Source organism: Paracidobacterium acidisoli (assembly GCF_003428625.2).
GTDB lineage: Bacteria > Acidobacteriota > Terriglobia > Terriglobales > Acidobacteriaceae > Paracidobacterium > Paracidobacterium acidisoli.
In genome coordinates, this window is record NZ_QVQT02000008.1 from 179,859 (window position 1) to 198,186 (window position 18,328).

Genomic DNA, 18,328 nt, shown 5'->3' on the forward strand with positions numbered 1-18,328 from the left:
CATCCTTATCTGAGCAGGAACACGAGTGAGGTTCATCCGTGCAGCAGCGCAGCACAGAGAATGACCGCAGCCGCGAAGAGCCGGCCGGTCAGCCGCAGAAAGCGGAAGGCGATGAGCAGGCACGCAGTGTAGCCGACGCGGTAGCGCGGCGCAGCTATGGCCGTCTTGTCGCCTTTCTCGCCGCGCGCACGCATAACGTCGCCGCCGCTGAAGACGCGCTCTCCGAAGCCTTTGCCGCAGCACTCGCAGACTGGCCGCTGCATGGCTGTCCCGCAAATCCGGAGGCATGGCTGCTCACCGTGGCGCGCCGCAGGTGGATGGATGTCGTGCGAAAGCGGCAGAGCAGCGGCATCGTCGATGAAGAAATCGATCTGCAGCAGATCGCCGACGTTCTCGGCGCCGAGCGGGAGAACGCGGAGATCCCGGACCGCCGGCTGGCGCTGATGTTTGCCTGTGCGCATCCGGCTATCGAAGAGAGTATTCGCGCGCCATTGATTCTGCAGGCGATCCTGGGCCTCGATGCGGCCACCATCGCCTCGGCCTTTCTCACCTCGCCCGCGGCGATGGGCAAGCGCCTGGTGCGCGCGAAGAGCAAGATTCGCGAAGCCGGCGTCCCCTTCCGCATTCCTGAGCGCGAAGAGCTCGCGGGGCGTCTCGACACCGTGCTCGACGCGATCTACGCCGCCTTCGGCGAGGGCTGGAGCGATGCCGACGGAAGCGATGCAACGCGCCGCGATCTCACCGCCGAGTCACTCTTCCTCGCCCGTCTCGTTGTCGAAATGTTGCCTGATGAGCCGGAGGCGCTTGGTCTGCTTGCTCTCATGCTGCATGCGGAGGCGCGCCGCCGCGGCCGCCGTAACCAGTATGGCGAGTACATTCCACTCAGCGCACAGAACTATGCATTGTGGGACGCAGAAAAGATCGGCGAAGCCGAAGCGCTGCTGCGCCGTGCCGGATGCCTCGGGGCAATCGGCCGTTATCAGCTTGAGGCCGCCATCCAGTCCGCGCATGTTGCGCGCTGCCGGAGCGGACAGTCGAACTGGTTCGAGGTGGTGCAGCTTTACGATGCGCTGCTGTCGCTCACCGCATCGCCGGTCGTCGCCATCAACCGCGCTCTGGCCATCGCCGAGCTGAAAGGGCCGCAGAGCGGACTCGATGCGCTGCCCGATTCCGCAGCCGATCCACGCCTCGCCGAGTATCAGCCCTGGTGGGCCGCTCGTGCCGATCTGCTCTCTCGCGCCGGCATGCGCGACGAGTCTCTGCGCGCTTATGAGATCGCCATTGGCCTCGAATCCGATCCCGCCGTGCGGCAGTTTCTTGAAAAGCGCCGTGCCGCGCTTTAGCCCTCGTCGCCCTCTTCCGGAATATTCTCCGGCTGCTTCGCAGGATCGACAGCGGTGTGGTGCGCATTGCGAAGCACCGTATTCAGCGCCGGCAGCTGCTTCTGCTCAAACTCCTCCCAGCCCGGCAACACCTCTTTGCCTTCCATCTCCACATGCGCAGCGGCCGCCTTCAGCGCCTCTGTGGGAGCAGCATCGGCCTGCTGCAGCTCCTCATAAAGCTGCGTCGCCTCCTGCGTCACCTCATCGATGCCCGGCAGCCGCTTCGCTGCCTTCGGTCCGGTTCCATCCAGCAGCGTCTTCAGCGTGTCGCTGAAGGGCGCAAGCTGCGTCGAGAGTGCAGCATTCTGCGGAGCGGCAATCTGCTCGCTGACCGAGTGCGCCGCGAGATCGGCCTTTGCCAGCGCATCGAGGGAGGCCGCCATCGCGGTCTGCTCCGTATGCAGCGCTTCCAGATCGACAACCGAAGTGTGTACGCGCGGGTCCATCTTCACCAGCAGCGGCTTTGATTCGCTGTGACCATCGACCGTCAGGCGAATCGTATACGTCCCCGGCAGCACCAGAGGACCCTCCGGCGTCAGCGGCGTGCGATGCGGCACCGCCGCGATCGGATATTCGTAATGCACCGCAGTCGGAGCCGTCGCGTGCAGGTCCCACACTACGCGGTGCATTCCCGCAGTGATCGGCAGCGGTCCATGCACAGCGGGCCAGTAAGCCGGAATCAGATTCGTGCGCAACCCTTCCGGCGAAGGAGCGACGGGATCGCTGCTGCTGTAGCGGCGCAGCACCTGGCCCGTGCCGTCGAGCATCTCCAGCGCAACTTCATGCGCATCGCCCGGCAGATCGTAATCAAGGATCGCTCCATCCGGAGGATTCTCGCCCGCAGGCTCATCGGCAGGCAGAGGCGTATCGGTGTTGGTGTCGCGTTGTACGCGCCACGCCGGCGCAGGCGAAAGCAGCAGCGCGGCCTGCCGGCCCGCATCCGCGGCCAGCTCACGCAGCGGACTCACATCGTCCAGCACCCAGAAGGAGCGACCATGCGTGGCCACAATCAGATCATCGTCCTTCACCAGCAGGTCGCGCATCGACGTGTGCGGCAGGTTGTACTGGAGCGGCTGCCAGTGCGCTCCATCGTCGAAAGATGCCCACACTGCGTGCTCAGTAGCCGCGTACAGCAGCCCCGGCTGCACCGGATCGGCGCGAACCGCGTTGACCGGAGCATCCTCCGGCAGCCCGGCGCCGATCGTCTGCCAGCTTTTGCCGCCGTCGTGCGTGCGATAGATATAAGGACGAAGATCGTCGACCCGCATGCGGCTCACCGCGACATAGGCCGTGTCGTCATCGAAGCGCGAGGCATCGATCTGCGCGATCTTGCTCCAGTCGGAAACGCCCGGCGGAGTAATGCTGGTCCAGTTTGCGCCGCCGTCGCGCGTGATCCATACAAGGCCGTCATCGGTTCCGGCCCAGATCGTCTGCGTATTTTTGTACGATGCGGCAACGGAGTAGATCACGCCGCGCCGCTGTGCCTGTTGCTCGGTGGAGAGCGCGGGCAGGGAAGCGGGCTGCGTGGTCTTCTCGCGGCTCAGATCGGGGCTGATCGTCTGCCATGTGTGACCATAGTCGGTGGTTTTGAAGAGATGGTTGGCCGCGTAGTACATCGTGTGCGGATCGACCGGTGAAAACAGAATCGGCTCTGTGCGGTCGGCGCGGAAGTCACGCCGGTGCATGGGCAGCGGCGTAATGTTCTGCACCTGGCCGGTCACCATGTCATAGCGCGAAACCTCGGTGCGCCCCGCGCCGTACACGATCTCCGGATGCAGCGGATCGGGCGCCGCGTAGCCGTATTCAATAATGCCCACCGGGTGCCAGTCGCGGAAGGTGATCTCGCCGTCGTTGCCGCGCGTCGAGGTGCAGACCGAGCCGCTCTCCTGCTGTCCCGCGCAGACCTGATACGGAAACGTGTTCGTCGCGGCCACGTGATACAGCTGCGCAGTCGGCTCCACATACCAGGAGCTCCAGCTCTCGCCGCCGTTCACGCTCACCACCGCGCCCTGATCGCTCACCAGCAGCAGAATCTGCGGATTGTGCGGATTGATCCAGAGGTTCTGATAATCGTCGCCGCCCGGCGCGCCGCGCAGGCTGATCCAGGTTTTGCCGCCGTCTGTCGAGCGGCAGGTCACGATGCTCGTGCTGTAGACGATCTCCGGATTCTTCGGATCGACGACAGGCACCGGCAGATCGCCGCCGCCGATCTTCATCGCCGGGCGCGGATCGTCGGTAATCCGTTGCCAGGTGGCTCCCGCATCGTCTGACCGGTACACGCCCAGGCCCTTGTCGCTCGCGTATCCACCCTCCGCTTTGGTGGCAACGGTTGCGTAGAGCCGCTGCGGATGGCTCGCCGCAATCGCGACATTGATCTGCACAGGATTGTCAGGAAGGCCGCTCGTCAGCGGTTTCCATGTCGCGCCTCCGTCGGTGGATTTGAAGAGGCCGCCATGCGTGCCCGCATAGCTGTTCGCATCCTCCCAGGGGCCGAGCGTCTCCTCCCACAGCGATGCGTATACGATCTGCGGGTTCTGCGGATCGATCACCACATCGGAGCCGCCGGTACGATCGTCCTTATACAGAACCTTCTTCCATGTTTTACCGCCATCCTCTGAGCGAAAGATGCCGCGCTCCGCATTCGCGCCGTAAGGATGACCGAGCACTGCGGCAAACAGACGGTCCGGATTCTGCGGATCGACGGCCAGCGCCGGTATCTGCTCGCCGTCGCGCAGTCCCAGGTGCGTCCATGTTTTGCCTGCGTCACTCGAGCGGTAAATGCCGTCGCCGACAGAGAGATCCGGGCGGTGAAGCCCTTCGCCGCTCGCCACATACACAACGCTGCTGTCCGACGGAGCCACAGCGATGGCTCCGATCGACTGCGTGTCCTGCTGATCGAAGATTGGATTCCAGGTGCGCCCGTAATCGGTCGACTTCCATACGCCGCCATCGACCTGTCCGATATAAAAGACATTCGGCTGATCGGGTACGCCCGCCGCGGCTCGCGTGCGGCCTCCGCGAAACGGCCCGATCATGCGCCAGTGCATATCGGGCATCGAGCCCGTGGTCTGCGCCGAGGCAGGACACGCAGAGATCGGCAGAAGCATCGCCGCGGCAGCCGCCGCGAAGATCAGAAGACGCGAAGCGGAGCGTTGTTCCATCGTTGCTTTCCCTTTCAGGCCGCCGCCGGAGGGGGCGCGTCGGGCACAGCAAATTGTAATCGCACTCTTTCGGTATGCGAGCTTCAGAATTCGATCTGCGCGGAGAACTGCAGCTCGCGCGCGAGTAGCTGATTGGTCACACCGGCCAGCGGAGCTCCGAAGCCCAGGCCAGCAGCGGCGCCATTGCCCCAGGTGCCGCTGAAGCCGACCACGTTGCGATGATTCAGCACATTGAAGGCCTCGGCGCGCAGGTTTGCGTGCACGCGCTCCGTGCCCAGTGCAATGCGTTTGCCCACAAAAGGATCGACGCTGTAAACAGCGGTGCCCAGGCCGGTGTTGCGCCCGATCACCGAGCCGTGCATCACCGGCCGATCTGTCGTTGCGCCGGTATCGCCGCTGTTCGTCACGCCGGTGACTACGTTATAAGGCAGGCCGCTCGCCAGCGTAGCAATGCCTCCCGTGGTGACGCCGAACGGCGCGGCATAAACACCGCTCAGAACAAAGCGGTGCCGCTGATCGAAGATCGCATTGCCCAGCTCGGCCCTTCCGGTCATTCGCGGATCGTTCGGATTCTGACCGGGCACATCGGGATCGACCGTATCCAGCGCATGCGACCACGTATAGCTGGCCAGCAGCGCGGAGCCATTGGCCGCGTGGTGGCTCACATTCACATCGAGCGCGTCGTAGTAGGCCACGCCGTCATTCACGTCGCTCTGAATCAAGCTGTACGGCGGCGTCGCTCCGGCGTTCTTCACCGGATCGCAGGCCGTCCCGCTCTGCGCATACCAGGCAATCCAGTAAGGCCGCGTGCAGTTCGCTGCCTGCGCGCTTCGCACCCGGCCGGGGGCATTCCGCACAAAAGACGAAGGCGCGTCGACATCGAGCGGCCGCACAATTTTCAGCGTGTGCGCTCCCACGTAATCGGCGCTCAGCACCCACGCCCGCGCCAGCTGCTGCTCCGCACTCAGCGTCCACTGCTCGTTGTAGGGATTTCGCAGCGCATCGGGATAGCCATTGAGTGTGCTCGTGGGAAAGAACTGGTCATAATACTTCGCTTGTCCCGGCCGCAGATAAAGACTGCGCAGCGGCGCAGTCGCGCCTGCCGGAAAAGCCGGCAGCGGCACGTCGGCGACGCTCGATGGAAAGCCTGCCTGTCCCGGCGCGGCCGTGTAGTTAAAGACGCCCGTCGGTCCGGTCAGCGCATAGTTAGCCTCGGAGTTGTCGACCACCTGCGAGTAATAGAGGCCGAAGCCGCCGCGAACTGTCGTCATGCCGCGCCCCGCAACGTTCCAGGCGAAACCGGCGCGCGGCGCAAAGCCGGCGCGGGAATCGGTGAAGCTCTGCAGCTCGTACCGCAGCCCCAGGTTCAGCGTGAAGTCATGAGTCACGTGCGCGTCGTCCTGTACAAAGACCGCGGCCAGCGTGTCATCCACAACATAATCGGCGTTGCCGTAGCTCTGCGTGTAATTCTGCACGTTGGCAATGTTGCCGAGATACGTGGAGCTTTCGCAGTACGAAGCTGTGCCGGTGCAGGTAAAGTATGTCAGCTTGCCGTCATAGATCGGGCCGCCGAACTCCTTGCTGTTGCCGCCGTTGCGCGCATGGATCACATCGAAGCCAGAACGCAGCTCGTTGCGGCTCCATGTTCGCGTGAGCGTATCGACCGCTTCGAGCTGCCGGTTCAGCAGCAGTGCCGACTGCGACGTGCCCGAGGTGAAGGTGCCTCCTGAAGAGATGGGCACCACAAACTGCGTACCGCTCACCACCGGCGAGAACTGCGTAATGGGCGACGCAAGCTGAAACTGCATTCGCGCTTCGTTCGACAACGAGTCGTTCAGCACAACCGTGTCGCCCAGCTCCGCCGTCCACGTGCGCCGGCGGAAGATGCGGTCAACGCTCGGCAGTGTGCTGCCACCCACCGTGCCGTTGGGATTGGTATCGAAGAAGCTGTCCGCTCCCAGGTGCAGAAAGCCGCGGTGCCGCTCGCTGAATCTGTGATCGGCGCGCAGAAAGCCGAGCCAGTCGCGGTAGTGGCCGATAAAGTTGCCCATATCGAGCGGCGAGGTCACAGGAGAGGCGCGATTCTGCCAGCTGTATTCCGCCGAGGCCAGAAGCGAAGTGTATCCGTTCCGCGCCAGCGGACCCGACACGCTGCCCGCGCCCTGCGCCAGCGTATCGCGCGTGATGTCGTTCCCGCTGCTCGCATTCGTCGTGGAGAAGCCGGAGAGCGCAGCCTCCGGCTCCGACGGCCTCCACAGGCCGAGAAGGTCGCCATGATAATGATCGCCGCTGCGGCGCGTCACGATATTCACGACAGCGCCCTCGCCAAAGCCGTAATCGGCCGCAAAGGCGTTGTCCAGAATCGTCATCTCGCTCACTGCGTCAATGGGCACGCTGGTAAAGATGGTCTGCCGTCCCCACGCATCGTTGCCGCTGGCCCCATCCACTTCGAACCATGTTTGCCGCCGCCCCGTGCCGTTCGCGGTGAAGAGATCCTGGTTCATGAAGATGTCGCCCTGGTTGATCGCGGGCCGGTTCACCGCATTCAGCAGCGGCAGCCACGTCAGCCGCCGGTTCAGCAGCGGCATGCTGCGCATCTGCTCCGTGGTCAGCGTGTCGCCGATCTGCGGCTCATCGGCACGCACGGCATCGACCGCGCCGGTCACGCGCACCTCCGTCTGCACCGAGCCGATCTGCATGTGCAGCTGCACATGCGCTGTGACTCCGGCAACGAGCACGATCTGTCTCAGCACTGCCGGAGCAAAGCCCGCAGAGGCAGCCCGCAGCTCCAGGGGCTCTCCGGCCGGCAGTCCCTCTGCGGCAAATGCGCCCTGAGCGCTCGTGCGAACCACGCGCTCCTCATGCTGATTGCTGTCCTCGATCACCACCGTCACATCTGCGATCGACACGCCATCGGGTCCTGTGACCACGCCCTGCAGGCTCGCCGTATCGGGAGTCTGCGCAGCAGCGAATTCCGCCGCAATGAGTACGAGGCAACAGAGAAAGAGTGCCTGCCGAAGGCGGAGGAGGCGAATCATCTGTTCAGCATCGTCGATTTCCTGCCGAATCACCAGCAAAGACTTATGCCGCCGCGGAATCGGCTTGCCCATCCGGCCTTTTCCGTCCCACAATCGAAGCAACAATGGACACCCCAGCCCCTCGCCATCTGCTTCGCCTGTGTGTTCTTCCGCTTCTTATCGCCTCCATATTCTGCGCACTCGCGCCGGCATCGGCCGCTGCGCAGTCGCTCCCTCCGCAGTTATTCAGCGGGCTGCGCTGGCGTCTGGTCGGCCCCTTTCGCGCCGGACGCGTCGTGGCCGTCAGCGGTGTTCCAGGCGGTGACGGAACCTTCTATTTCGGCGGAGTCGATGGCGGCGTATGGAAGACAACGGACGCGGGCACCGTCTGGCAGCCGGTCTTCGATCACGAGCGCGCCGCTTCCATCGGAGCTCTCGCCGTCGCGCCTTCCGATCCGAAGGTGATCTATGCCGGCACCGGTGAGTCCGACATCCGCTCCGATCTCGCCTCCGGCGACGGCGTGTATCGCAGCGAAGACGGCGGTGCGACGTGGAAGCACATCGGTCTTGAAGACTCGCGCCAGATCAGCCGCATCCTCGTCGATCCGAATGATGCGCGCACCGTGTATGTGGGTGTGCTGGGTCATGCCTATGGGCCGAATGCCGAGCGCGGCGTCTACAAATCCACTGATGGCGGAGATCACTGGCAGCGTGTGCTCGATAAAGGCCCCGACACCGGCATCGCCGACATCGCGATGGCCACAAACAAACCGCAGATTCTCTTTGCCGCCACATGGAACGCGCATCGCTCCACGTGGAGCACCTATGCTCCGCTCGAAGGTCCAGGCGACGGCCTCTACCGTTCCATCGATGGCGGCGCAACATGGACGGAGATCGCCGGTCATGGATTGCCCGATGGCCACTGGGGCCGCACCGGCATCGCCGTCGGCGCCGATGGCCGTCGCGTTTACGTGACGATCGATTGCCCCGGCCACTCCGGCCTCTATCGCTCCGACGATGGAGGCGATACCTGGTCGCTGGTGAACGCCGACCCGCGTCTCACCAGCCGCGCCTGGTACTTCAGCGCTCTCGCCATCGATCCGTCGAACGCCGACGTTCTCTATATTCCCAACGTTGCGCTGTATCGCACCAAAGACGGAGGCAAGACCATCCAGATTGTGCGCGGCGCGCCCGGCGGCGACGACTATCACCAGATATGGGTCGATCCGAAGAATCCCGGCCATCTTGCGCTCGGCGTCGACCAGGGAGCGACGATCAGCCTCGATCACGGGCACACATGGACGACGTGGTACAACCAGCCCACCGCGCAGCTCTATCACGTCACGACCGATCATCGGTTTCCCTACACCATTTATGGAGCGCAGCAGGACAGCGGTTCCATCGCCGTACACAGCCGCTCCGATCACGGACACCTCGACGCGCGCGACTGGTTCCTTCCCGGCGACAGCGAGAGCGGATACCTTGCCATCGATCCGAAGGACGAAAACATCATCTATCTCTCGGGCACCTATGGCACCGTACAGCGCTTCGATCGCCGCACCTCGCTCAGCCAGACCATCACGCCGTGGCCGCTGGGAGGCTTCGATCTGCCCATCAACAAGCGGCGCTATCGCGATCCATGGACGCCGGTGCTCGTCTTTTCGCCCGCCGATAAAACATCGCTGTATCTGGGCACGCAGTATGTGATGAAGACCACCGACGGCGGCCTGCACTGGCAGAAGATCAGTCCCGATCTGACGGGAGCTGTAGCTGGGACCAGCGAAGACGGCCCCGCGACGACAGAGAATGCCGAGCAGAGAGGCTTCGGCGTCGTGTACACCATTGCGCCTTCGCCGCTCAGCGCCGCGCAGATCTGGGCCGGCAGCGATACCGGGCGCATTCATCTCACCACCGATGGCGGCAAAACCTGGCATGATGTAACGCCTCCAGGGCTTTCCGCGTGGAGCAAGATCGCGCTGATCGAGGCATCGCGCTTCGATGCGGCCACGGCCTACGCCGCCGTCGACCGCCATCGTCTCGACGATCAGAAGCCGTATCTGTATATCACGCACGATTTCGGAAAGACCTGGAAGCTGTCGGTAAATGGCATCGCCCCCGACAGTTTTCTGAATGCGGTTCGCGAAGATCCCGAACAGCGCAATCTGCTCTTTGCAGGAACCGAGCTCGGCGTCTATGTCTCCTTCAACGATGGCGGCGACTGGCAGCCGCTGCAGCTCAACCTGCCTGTCAGCTCCATCCGCGATCTCAATATCAACGGCAGCGATCTGATCGTGGCCACGCATGGCCGCTCCTTCTGGGTGCTGGACGATATTGCTCCGCTCCGTCAGGCCGCGGCCGTGCAGAATGCTTCGGCATATCTGTACGCGCCTCCGTCTGCGGTGCGCGTCGACAACGATGGCTTCCTCGGCACGCCGCTGCCGCCGGAAGAGCCGCAGGCGGACAATCCTCCTAACGGCGCCATCGTGGACTACTATCTTCGCGGCGACGCATCCAAAGTCACCCTGCAGATTCTCGACGCGCAGGGCCATGTGCTGCGCCACTTTTCAAGCGAAGACAAACAGACCATCAAACGTCCGCTGCTGCCCATCGCCGAGCGCTGGTTTCCGAAGCCGGAGGTTCTCGCCACAAACGCCGGAGAGCATCGCTTTATCTGGGATCTCGAATCCGGAGGCTCTGGTACCGGCCTCGATGACGACGACGATGATGACAATGCGAGCATGCCGCCGGGGCCGCGTGTTCCGCCGGGCGTCTACACGCTGCGGCTCTCCGCCGACGGCACAACGGTCAGCCGTCCGCTGCACGTCATCATGGACCCGCGCGCGCAGGCAGCCACGCAGGTGCTCGATCAGCAGTACTCGCTCGCCGCCGCCATTTATGAGAAGACACGATCCAGTCGTCAGGCCATGGCAGAGCTTGAAAGCGTGGAGAGCCAGCTAAAAGCGCTCGCGGCAAATGCGGAAAATAATCCGGATTTGGTGCAGGCTGTCCAGCGCGCCCAGGCAAAGGTCGAAGCGATCAAGGGCGGCGACAACGATCAGGACGAAAAGAGCGAAGAGAAGGCCGGACTCGCCACCGCGAATGAAGGGCTCGGTGTTGCTCTGCGCATGGTCGAAAGCGGAGACCGAACCGCTCCGTCACAGGCTGTCGCTATTTATCAGGAGATGAGCAAAGCCGCGCAGGAAAAGATCGAGGCATGGCGGCAGTTCAGAAAATCGGGCCTCGACGAAGTCAACGCGGCGCTGGTGCGCGCGCATCGCGAGCCGGTCGAAATCTCAGCCATCGAAGAGCAGGTGCATTACGCCATGACCCGTTAAGGGTCATGGCCGGCGCATCTCATTTTGCGCTGCTTGTACTTTCCTGTAGTCTGCGCAGCCAGCCAGACCATGCGCCTTGCGCTGCTGCGCCGAATAAATCTAACTTATAGGTCGCCTCTTCACAAAGCCTCTGTGACGGATAAGTGCTGTGAAAGCCGCATCCTGCGCGGCATCCGCGGCAAATATCAGCAAAAGCAATTCACTGGATAACTTATAAGTATTTTGAATCCAGCCTGCCCTCGTTTACTGTTTGCCCCATAAGTCGGTAATAACCCAGTCATCACCCTTCTCCCGTTCCGGTCGCTGAAATATCGGCTGCGGGAAGTCCATACTCTTTTCCGCAAGAACCGGCACGAAACAGAAAAACAGGGCGGGGAAAACTCCTCGCATTGCTGTCCTGAAGTCCATTCTTCTGAGAGGCGTATTCAGCATGAATCTATACATTTCCTGTATCTTCAGATCTTCTTCCCGTCTGCGGCTCTTTGCAGCACTTCTGGCTCTCGCTCTCTTTTTCACCGGCCAGAGCTTCGCGCAGTCCACCTTCGGAGCCTTCACCGGAACCGTGAAAGATGCAGGCGGCAGTGTCATCCCGGGCGCCGGCGTCGTGCTGACCAATACCGGAACCACCGCCGTGCGCAAAGCCATCACAACGGCGACAGGCGAATACAGCTTCCTGAACGTGGACGCCGGTTCTTATTCCATCGAGGTCACCGCTTCCGGCTTTGATAAGGGAGAGTTCCCCGGCCTCGTTCTGCAGGCTCGCGAGACGCAGCGCGTCGATGCGGCCCTCTCTGTCGGCGGAGTCTCGCAGACCGTCGTCGTCAACGCCGCCGCCGCTGTGGTCAACACCGATACTTCGAACCTCGGCGAGACCCGCACCGGCATCGAGCTCGATGAGCTTCCGCTGGCCATCAGCTCGCGTGGTTCAGGCTCCACCAGCCCCTTCGCCACACTCACCTCGCAGGCGGGCGTGCAGACGGACTCGACAGGCAATCTCTCCGTCGCAGGCTCCAAGCCCAGTCTTCTGTCGGTGACCGTGGACGGCATCAGCACCATGAACGTGGAGAGCAGCGCGCCGTCGCCGGAGCTCTTCCCGTCCTTTGCTTCGATCGAGGAAATTCAGGTCAATCAGAACAGCAACAATGCCGAGTACGGCTCGGTGAGCGATATCACGACCGTATCGAAAAGCGGCACCAATCGCGCGCATGGCGGTATCTACGATAACTACGAGACCGCCGGGCTGAACGCCAAAAATCCTTTTTCCGCCACCAAGCCGAAGATCGTCATGAACGACTTCGGAGCCTTCTACAGCGGACCGGTCACGGTGCCGATGCTCTACAACGGCAGGGATAAGACATTCTACTTCCTGAGCTATGAAGGGCTGCGTCTGCCGCAGCAGTCCACGGTCACGCAGAGCGTGCCTTCGCTCGCGATGCGCGGCGGCGACCTTTCGTATTACGCGCAGGCGGTCACGCCCTCCGGCCAGCCGGCCATTCAGATCCATAATGCGGATGGAACTCCGTTCGCAGGCAATGTCATTCCATCCGGAGACATCTCACCGACCGCGGCAGCCGCGCTGGCCGCGCTCTATCCCATGCCGAACACCGGTCCGGCGTATGCCATCTCCAATAACTATGTAGAGAACTTTCCCACTCCAATCAGCTCCGATCAGGGAGACGCGCGCATCGACCAGACCATTACCTCGAAGCAGTCGATATTTGTGCGATACAGCTATAAGCAGCGCTCCGTATCGGTCGCGCCCACGGCGAGCGGGTCGAACGGCGGCTCCGCGCTGGTCGGCTCCTTTGCCAGGCCGGAGAAAGATACGAGCTTTACCGCGGCGTATAACTACATCCTTACTCCGAATCTGATCAATGAGCTCCGCGCCGGATTGAGCAAGTTCATTACTTCGACTACGTTCGACGCCAACTCCAGTCTCGTGGGCAAGCTGGGCATCTCCGGAATACCCGATCTGCTCAGCACTTCCGTTCCCGCTGCTCCGAATTTTGTCGTGACCGGATTTACGGCAACAGGTGGAACCAGCTCGAGCCTGACGCGCAGCCGCACCATTCAGATTCTCGATAACCTGACCTGGAGCAAAGGCACGCATACGATGAAGGGCGGCGTGGACTACCGCTATCTGAATGCTTATGCCAGCAACGTATTCGGCAGCTCACGTCTCGGCAAGTATTCGTTCAACGGCGCTTCTGCCGTGGGTTCCACCATCAACCAGTACGCGCCGTTCGCAGCGTTCCTGCTCGGCTACCCTGACACCACGACCGTTTCCGATGTTCTCGATGCCAATATGAACGGCTACGGAAATGGCTACAACTTCTACGTGCAGGATACCTGGAAATTAACGCCGTCTCTTACTCTGAACTACGGTCTCCGCTATGAGTACCACCCGATGATGAAAGATCATCAGGCCAACAGCGCCAACTTCCTGCCCGATTATTCGTCGTTTCAGAACGGACAGATGGTGCAGGGCGCAATCATCGTCCCGAATCAGCAGGCTCTGACGGGCCTTACACTTCCCAGCTTTGCGGCCGGAGTATCTCCGCTGCCCATCATGACCGCGCAGCAGGCCGGGGTTCCGCCCTCGCTGGTGTACACGCAGAAAACCGACTTCGCTCCTCGCTTCGGATTCGCATGGCGCGTCTTCGGCAACGACAAGACCGTTCTTCGCGGCGGCTGGGGACAGTACATCGAAAATACGCTCGGTGGAAACGTCGTGGGCGGCTGGGCCGTATCCTCCAGCGCGCTCTATGTCTCCGCCAATGGCTACAACGCATCCGGCCAGCCGGTACTCTCCTTTCCGTCGCCGTTCCAGCTGGGAGCATCGGCGCCGGGCACGCTGCAGTTCGATTACGCCATCACGCCCCACTACAAAGATCCCACCGTGCAGCAGTGGAACCTTACGGTGGAGCAGGATATCGGCTTCAACACCGGCCTGCGCATCTCTTACCTCGGGAGCCACGGAAGAGATCTCGATATCGAAGCCGATCTGAACCAGGTTCCGTACAACACCATCGGTTACAAGGCGGCCTATCCAACCCGGCCGTTCCCCGAGCTGAGCCAGATTCCTACTGTGGTGAATGGCGCGGAGAGCAACTACAACGCGGTCACCGTCGAAGCAAACCACCGCATGTCGCACGGTCTGCAGTTTCAGACAAGCTATACCTTCACCAGAGACCTTTCGGATGAAGACGGCGGCAACCCCACGGGCTACGCCAGCAGCATCGGAGCCTATCCGAGCGATCGCTTCCATCCAGGACTCGACTATGGCAACGTCGAATATACGAGCCGTCATCGCGCTCTCGCATCCTTTCTCTATCAGCTGCCGGTCGGCAGAGGGCAGAGATTTCTCGCAACCGACAATCCTCTTCTGGATCGCCTCATCGGTGGATGGCAGCTCGCAAGCTACATGATGTTCCAGAGTGGTCCGTTTATGACGCCGCTCGCCAATACCGGCAGCGACCCGACCGGCACAGGCATCACGCAGACGGTCGGCAATGCCCGCGCCGATGTGGTGACAGGCGTTTCACCCTATCTGCATGGCCAGGGCGCTCGCAATTATCTCAACAGCGCCGCTTATGTCGAGCCGGGAAATAATCTGGCGCGGCAGGGAACGGCTTCTGTCGGCAGCGTGGTCGGGCCAGGGACGGATACCGTTTCCGCCTCGCTCTTCAAGGATGTCAAATTCACTGAGCGGATGAACTTCCAGTTCGGCGCGCAGGCGCAGAACCTGTTCAACCATCAGAACCTTGCCGTTCCCGCATCGCTGACGCTGGGCACGCAGAACTTCGGACAGATCTCCAGTGTGCAGACACAGGGAAACGCGGGCCCCAGAGCGGTGATGCTGACGGGCCGGTTCTCCTTCTGATCCGGTAAAGCATCCTACGGCTGAGGGAGCCTCATGGCCGATACGGTGAAGGTACTGGGAGATGGGCTGGCAGCCTGCTGTGCAGCCCATCTGCTTTTGCGCCGCGGCTTTCCTGTTGCGCTGCAAAGCGCAGACCGAGCCAGACCCTCGAGGCTCCTCATCAGCCGTCAGACGCAGCATCTGCTCTCTGAGTTCTTTGAAGCGCCCGATCTCTTTACGCACGCTCCGCAGATTCGCCGCAGAATCGTGCTCTGGGGTGAGGGATCGTTGCCGGTCGAGCTGCCTCACCATGGAGCGGTCGTCTCAGAACAGCAGCTGCTGAACAATCTCTGGAAGCGAACCGTCCCCGCCGGGACCGTGATCCATGCCGGCGAAACCGATACCGCTGCGTGGACCATTCTTTCGGCCGCAGATCCGGCTGCGCTTTCTGCTCCTCTGCAGTTTGGATCGCGCGTCGCGCTTGCCGGGTCTGTCGTTCTCGAACGAAACGTTCCCCAGGATTGCTGCTGGGTCGAATCGGTTCCGGAGGGATGGCTCTTTCTGCTCCCCTCGGGCGACGGACTGGGCATGCTCATTCGCACCGGCTATGCTCCGGAGAAGCTCCTCGATCAAAGTCAGCTCATCGCAAAACAGATCCGGCAGCTTGATCCCTCCCCGCAGCCCGCGCGCAGCTTCGCTGCGTTTCCGCAGATCCTTCCTGATCTCTGCGGACCGGGATGGCTCGCATGCGGCGCCGCGGCCATGGCCTTCGATCCGTTATGCGGCGAAGGCGCCGGGCACGCTGCCCGCGAAGCTCTGCTGGCTTCGGCAATCATTCGCGCCGCGGTGGAAAGCTTGCCCGTCGATGCGCTGCTGGCGCATTACAGAGCGCGGCTGATGCAGGGATTTCTCCGTCATCTTGAGGTCTGCCGCAGCTTTTACACCGGTGGCGGCTCCGGCCCGTTCTGGACAGCAGAGGCAGCAGAGCTGCAGCGTGGAATTCTCCTGATGCAGGAACGGCTCAGAGAGATCGCCGCACCCTCACGCTTTCGTCTCGTCGGTGATGAGCTGGAGCTGCTGACAGAGCGGATCGCAGGCTGAGAGCAGCTTTCAGACGGAAGCGCTCTGCCGCCGCGCCAGCCGATCTTCGCAATACAGTGCCGCGTTGTCTTCAGACCGGCAGCGCGCCAGATGTGCCGAGATGTGAGCCACCGCAAAGCTCACGCCCTGCAGGTTCTGCTCGCGCGGCACGCCGGGAATCTCACGCGGAAAGGGCGATGCGCAGAACACTCTTTTCCCCTCACGCTCTGTCACGCGGAACTCTTCACGCGGACAATCGGCATCAGCCGCCACGCCGATCACTCCCGGCAACGATCCAGGCAGCATGCGTGTGCCGTTCATCTCGAACGCCGACACCAGCACCGCGCCTGCGCTCCTTACCCGATCGGCCGCTGCCAGAAACGGAGCGCGATGCTCCGGATTCGTCGTCCCGAGGCTCAGGTTGATAATCTGCACGTCGTTCTCAAGGCACCAGTCCATGGCGCGAATGACCCGGTCGATGCCGGTCGCAAGTCTTCGATCGAAGATGCGCACGGCAAGAAGCTCCGCCTGCGGAGCAAGAAAGTGAATCAGCGCTGCAACCGCTGTGCCGTGACCCAGACGGTCGACAAAATCGCCGGAGAATCCGTTATCTTCGACCGCGATCCCGCCTGCGATGCGGCCCACATGCGGATGCCCGGCATGGACACCGCTGTCCACAATGCCGATCCGTACTGCTCCGCTCATGCGGGCTCTCCCGCTGCGACCGGGAACATCGCCGATCTCCGCGCTCCTGTGAGCAGCCGCTCCGGATTGCCGGCTTCGACAATCCGTCCTTCATCGACGACGATCACCATATCGGCAATCTCCACCAGCGCCATGCGATGCGTAATCAGCAGGGCAGTGCGGCCGCGCAGCGCGCGTGCCAGCTCGCGGGCCACGGCCGCTTCAGACTGTACATCGAGCGCCGACGTGGGCTCATCCATAATCAGCAGATCGGGATCGCGAAGCAGCGCGCGCGCCAGTGCGATGCGCTGACGCTCTCCCACGGAGATCGTCGCTCCCCGCTCGCCGATGACCGTGCTGTATCCGTCGGGAAGGGACTGGATGAAGCCGTCGATGCAGGCGGCTGCGGCGCTGGCGCGAATCTCCTCATCGGTCGCGTCAGGCTGTCCATAGGCGATGTTGTCCCGAATGCTCGCATGAAAGAAGAAGGGAACCTGCTCCACCAGCGCCACGCGCCGGCGCAGCTCCTCAAGCCGCAGCTCGCGCAGGTCATCTCCGTCAAACGTGACGGAGCCCTCATCGGGATCATGAAACCGCACCAGCAATTCGGCGATCGTCGATTTGCCTGCGCCGCTCGCGCCGATCATCACGCAGAGCGAGCCCGCCGGAATACGGAATGAAATGTCTTTGAGTGCCTGCCTGTCCTTTGAGTAGCCGAAGCAGACATGATCGAAACGCACATCGTGCCGAATGCCGCTGAGTGGTTTCGCATCGGCCACCTCCACAACTTCGGGGCGGATATCGAGCAGCGAGAAGACGCGCTCCAGCGAGACGGCCCCTGTCAGCAGATTGGTATAAACCCCCATCAGGCTCTGCACCGGCGACAGCAGACGCAGATGGTACGCCATGAACGCCACCAGGCTGCCGATCGTCAGCTGGTTTTCGATCACCAGCCGTCCGCCGTAAAGAAAAACCATCGCCGTCGAAACGGTCAGAACCATGCCCGGAGCCGCCGCCGCAAGAAAAGAGAGAAACTGCATGCGCAGCAGCGCCTCAATAAAGCTGGTATTGTGCCGCTCGAAGTTCTCCGCTTCGCGGTGCTCGTTCGCCGACGCGATTACCAGGCGAATCCCCATCAGGCTCTCGATGAGAAAGCTGCCCAGGCCGGCGCTGCACTCCCGCATCGTTCGCGTGCGCTGGGTCAGCCTCGCCTGAAAGTGGCGCAGCGCAAGCCCGCCAACCGGCAGCAGAGCCAGGCTCGCCAGGCAAAGTCGCCAGTTGAGCCACAGCATGATCGTCACGCTGCCCGCAAGAAACAGAATGTTCGAGAGTACGCTCAGCAGCGTGTCCGAGCAGACGCGCTGCACCTCGCCCACATCGTTGTTCAGGCGCGAGACGATATCCCCCAGCCTGCGCCGCGCAAAAAACTGCGGCGACAGCCGCTGCAGATGCCGGTAGACCTCCAGCCGCATATCGAAGAGCGACTGAGCCGAGAAGCGAATGTAGAGATAGCTGGAGGCGATCGAGACCAGCGTGCTGAACACGGTCACCACAATCATCATCAGCGCAATCTCTTCCAGCGCCTTCATATTGTGGTGCAGCAGAGCGTTGTCGATCAGCACACGGGAGAACCAGGGCTGCACCAGGCTCAGCGCGGTGGAAAGCAGCCCCAGCAGCAGTACGGCGCACAGCAGGCGCCAGTAAGGCATAAGCCAGTGCAGAACTCTTCGATACTGGGCGAGCGGGATCGTTGCAGGCGGTTCCGGGGACGGGGCGGGATCAGAATGCAGAGTAGCCAATCAGCCCT

At 62.3% G+C, this 18,328-nt stretch carries 8 protein-coding genes; 4 read left to right on the forward strand and 4 right to left on the reverse strand.

Going from position 1 to position 18,328, the window contains the following annotated elements:
• Nucleotides 1-38: 38 nt before the first annotated feature.
• The gene (locus tag D0Y96_RS19485) at nt 39-1,343 is read left to right on the forward strand and encodes an RNA polymerase sigma factor (RefSeq protein WP_117303409.1); all 1,305 of its coding nucleotides are present in this window, start codon (nt 39-41) and stop codon (nt 1,341-1,343) included.
• Here D0Y96_RS19485 and D0Y96_RS19490 read toward each other — a convergent pair.
• Nucleotides 1,340-4,543, reverse strand: coding sequence for a WD40/YVTN/BNR-like repeat-containing protein (locus D0Y96_RS19490; RefSeq protein ID WP_117303411.1), 3,204 nt, complete (start codon nt 4,541-4,543; stop codon nt 1,340-1,342). The two genes, D0Y96_RS19485 and D0Y96_RS19490, sit on opposite strands and share 4 nt — an antisense overlap.
• Nucleotides 4,544-4,626: 83 nt before the next feature.
• Entirely contained in the window at nt 4,627-7,653 is a 3,027-nt protein-coding gene (locus D0Y96_RS19495; protein WP_117303413.1) for a TonB-dependent receptor, read from the reverse strand.
• A gap of 32 nt (nt 7,654-7,685) precedes the next feature.
• On the opposite strand from D0Y96_RS19495, the gene D0Y96_RS19500 reads away from it, so the two are divergent.
• From D0Y96_RS19500 to D0Y96_RS19510, 3 genes are all read left to right on the forward strand, one after another.
• Nucleotides 7,686-10,895 (forward strand): WD40/YVTN/BNR-like repeat-containing protein, encoded by a 3,210-nt coding sequence (locus tag D0Y96_RS19500; RefSeq protein WP_117303415.1) that lies wholly within the window; start codon nt 7,686-7,688, stop codon nt 10,893-10,895.
• Nucleotides 10,896-11,325: 430 nt separating this feature from the next.
• Nucleotides 11,326-14,778, forward strand: a complete 3,453-nt coding sequence (locus tag D0Y96_RS19505) for a TonB-dependent receptor (RefSeq protein ID WP_117303417.1) — start codon at nt 11,326-11,328, stop codon at nt 14,776-14,778.
• Between the two features lie 33 nt (nt 14,779-14,811).
• Nucleotides 14,812-15,858, forward strand: a complete 1,047-nt coding sequence (locus D0Y96_RS19510; RefSeq protein WP_117303419.1) for an NAD(P)/FAD-dependent oxidoreductase — start codon at nt 14,812-14,814, stop codon at nt 15,856-15,858.
• A gap of 9 nt (nt 15,859-15,867) precedes the next feature.
• Here the strand turns inward: D0Y96_RS19510 and qhpE are convergent, their stop codons facing one another.
• The gene (gene qhpE / locus D0Y96_RS19515; protein ID WP_117303421.1) at nt 15,868-16,542 is read right to left on the reverse strand and encodes a subtilisin-like serine protease QhpE; all 675 of its coding nucleotides are present in this window, start codon (nt 16,540-16,542) and stop codon (nt 15,868-15,870) included.
• Nucleotides 16,539-18,230: an ABC transporter ATP-binding protein gene (locus D0Y96_RS19520; protein ID WP_117303423.1), complete on the reverse strand. Its 1,692-nt coding sequence runs from the start codon at nt 18,228-18,230 to the stop codon at nt 16,539-16,541. Before D0Y96_RS19520 ends, qhpE begins: the two co-directional genes overlap by 4 nt.
• Between the last annotated feature and the right edge of the window lie 98 nt (nt 18,231-18,328).

Bases quoted from the DNA above. Each gene is read 5' to 3' on its own strand.
- D0Y96_RS19490 (WP_117303411.1), bottom strand. From the start codon at position 4,543: ATGGAACAACGCTCCGCTTCGCGTCTTCTGATCTTCGCGGCGGCTGCC.
- D0Y96_RS19495 (WP_117303413.1), bottom strand. From the start codon at position 7,653: ATGGGCAAGCCGATTCCGCGGCGGCATAAGTCTTTGCTGGTGATTCGG.
- D0Y96_RS19500 (WP_117303415.1), top strand. From the start codon at position 7,686: ATGGACACCCCAGCCCCTCGCCATCTGCTTCGCCTGTGTGTTCTTCCG.
- D0Y96_RS19505 (WP_117303417.1), top strand. From the start codon at position 11,326: ATGAATCTATACATTTCCTGTATCTTCAGATCTTCTTCCCGTCTGCGG.
- D0Y96_RS19510 (WP_117303419.1), top strand. From the start codon at position 14,812: ATGGCCGATACGGTGAAGGTACTGGGAGATGGGCTGGCAGCCTGCTGT.
- qhpE (WP_117303421.1), bottom strand. From the start codon at position 16,542: ATGAGCGGAGCAGTACGGATCGGCATTGTGGACAGCGGTGTCCATGCC.
- D0Y96_RS19520 (WP_117303423.1), bottom strand. From the start codon at position 18,230: ATGCCTTACTGGCGCCTGCTGTGCGCCGTACTGCTGCTGGGGCTGCTT.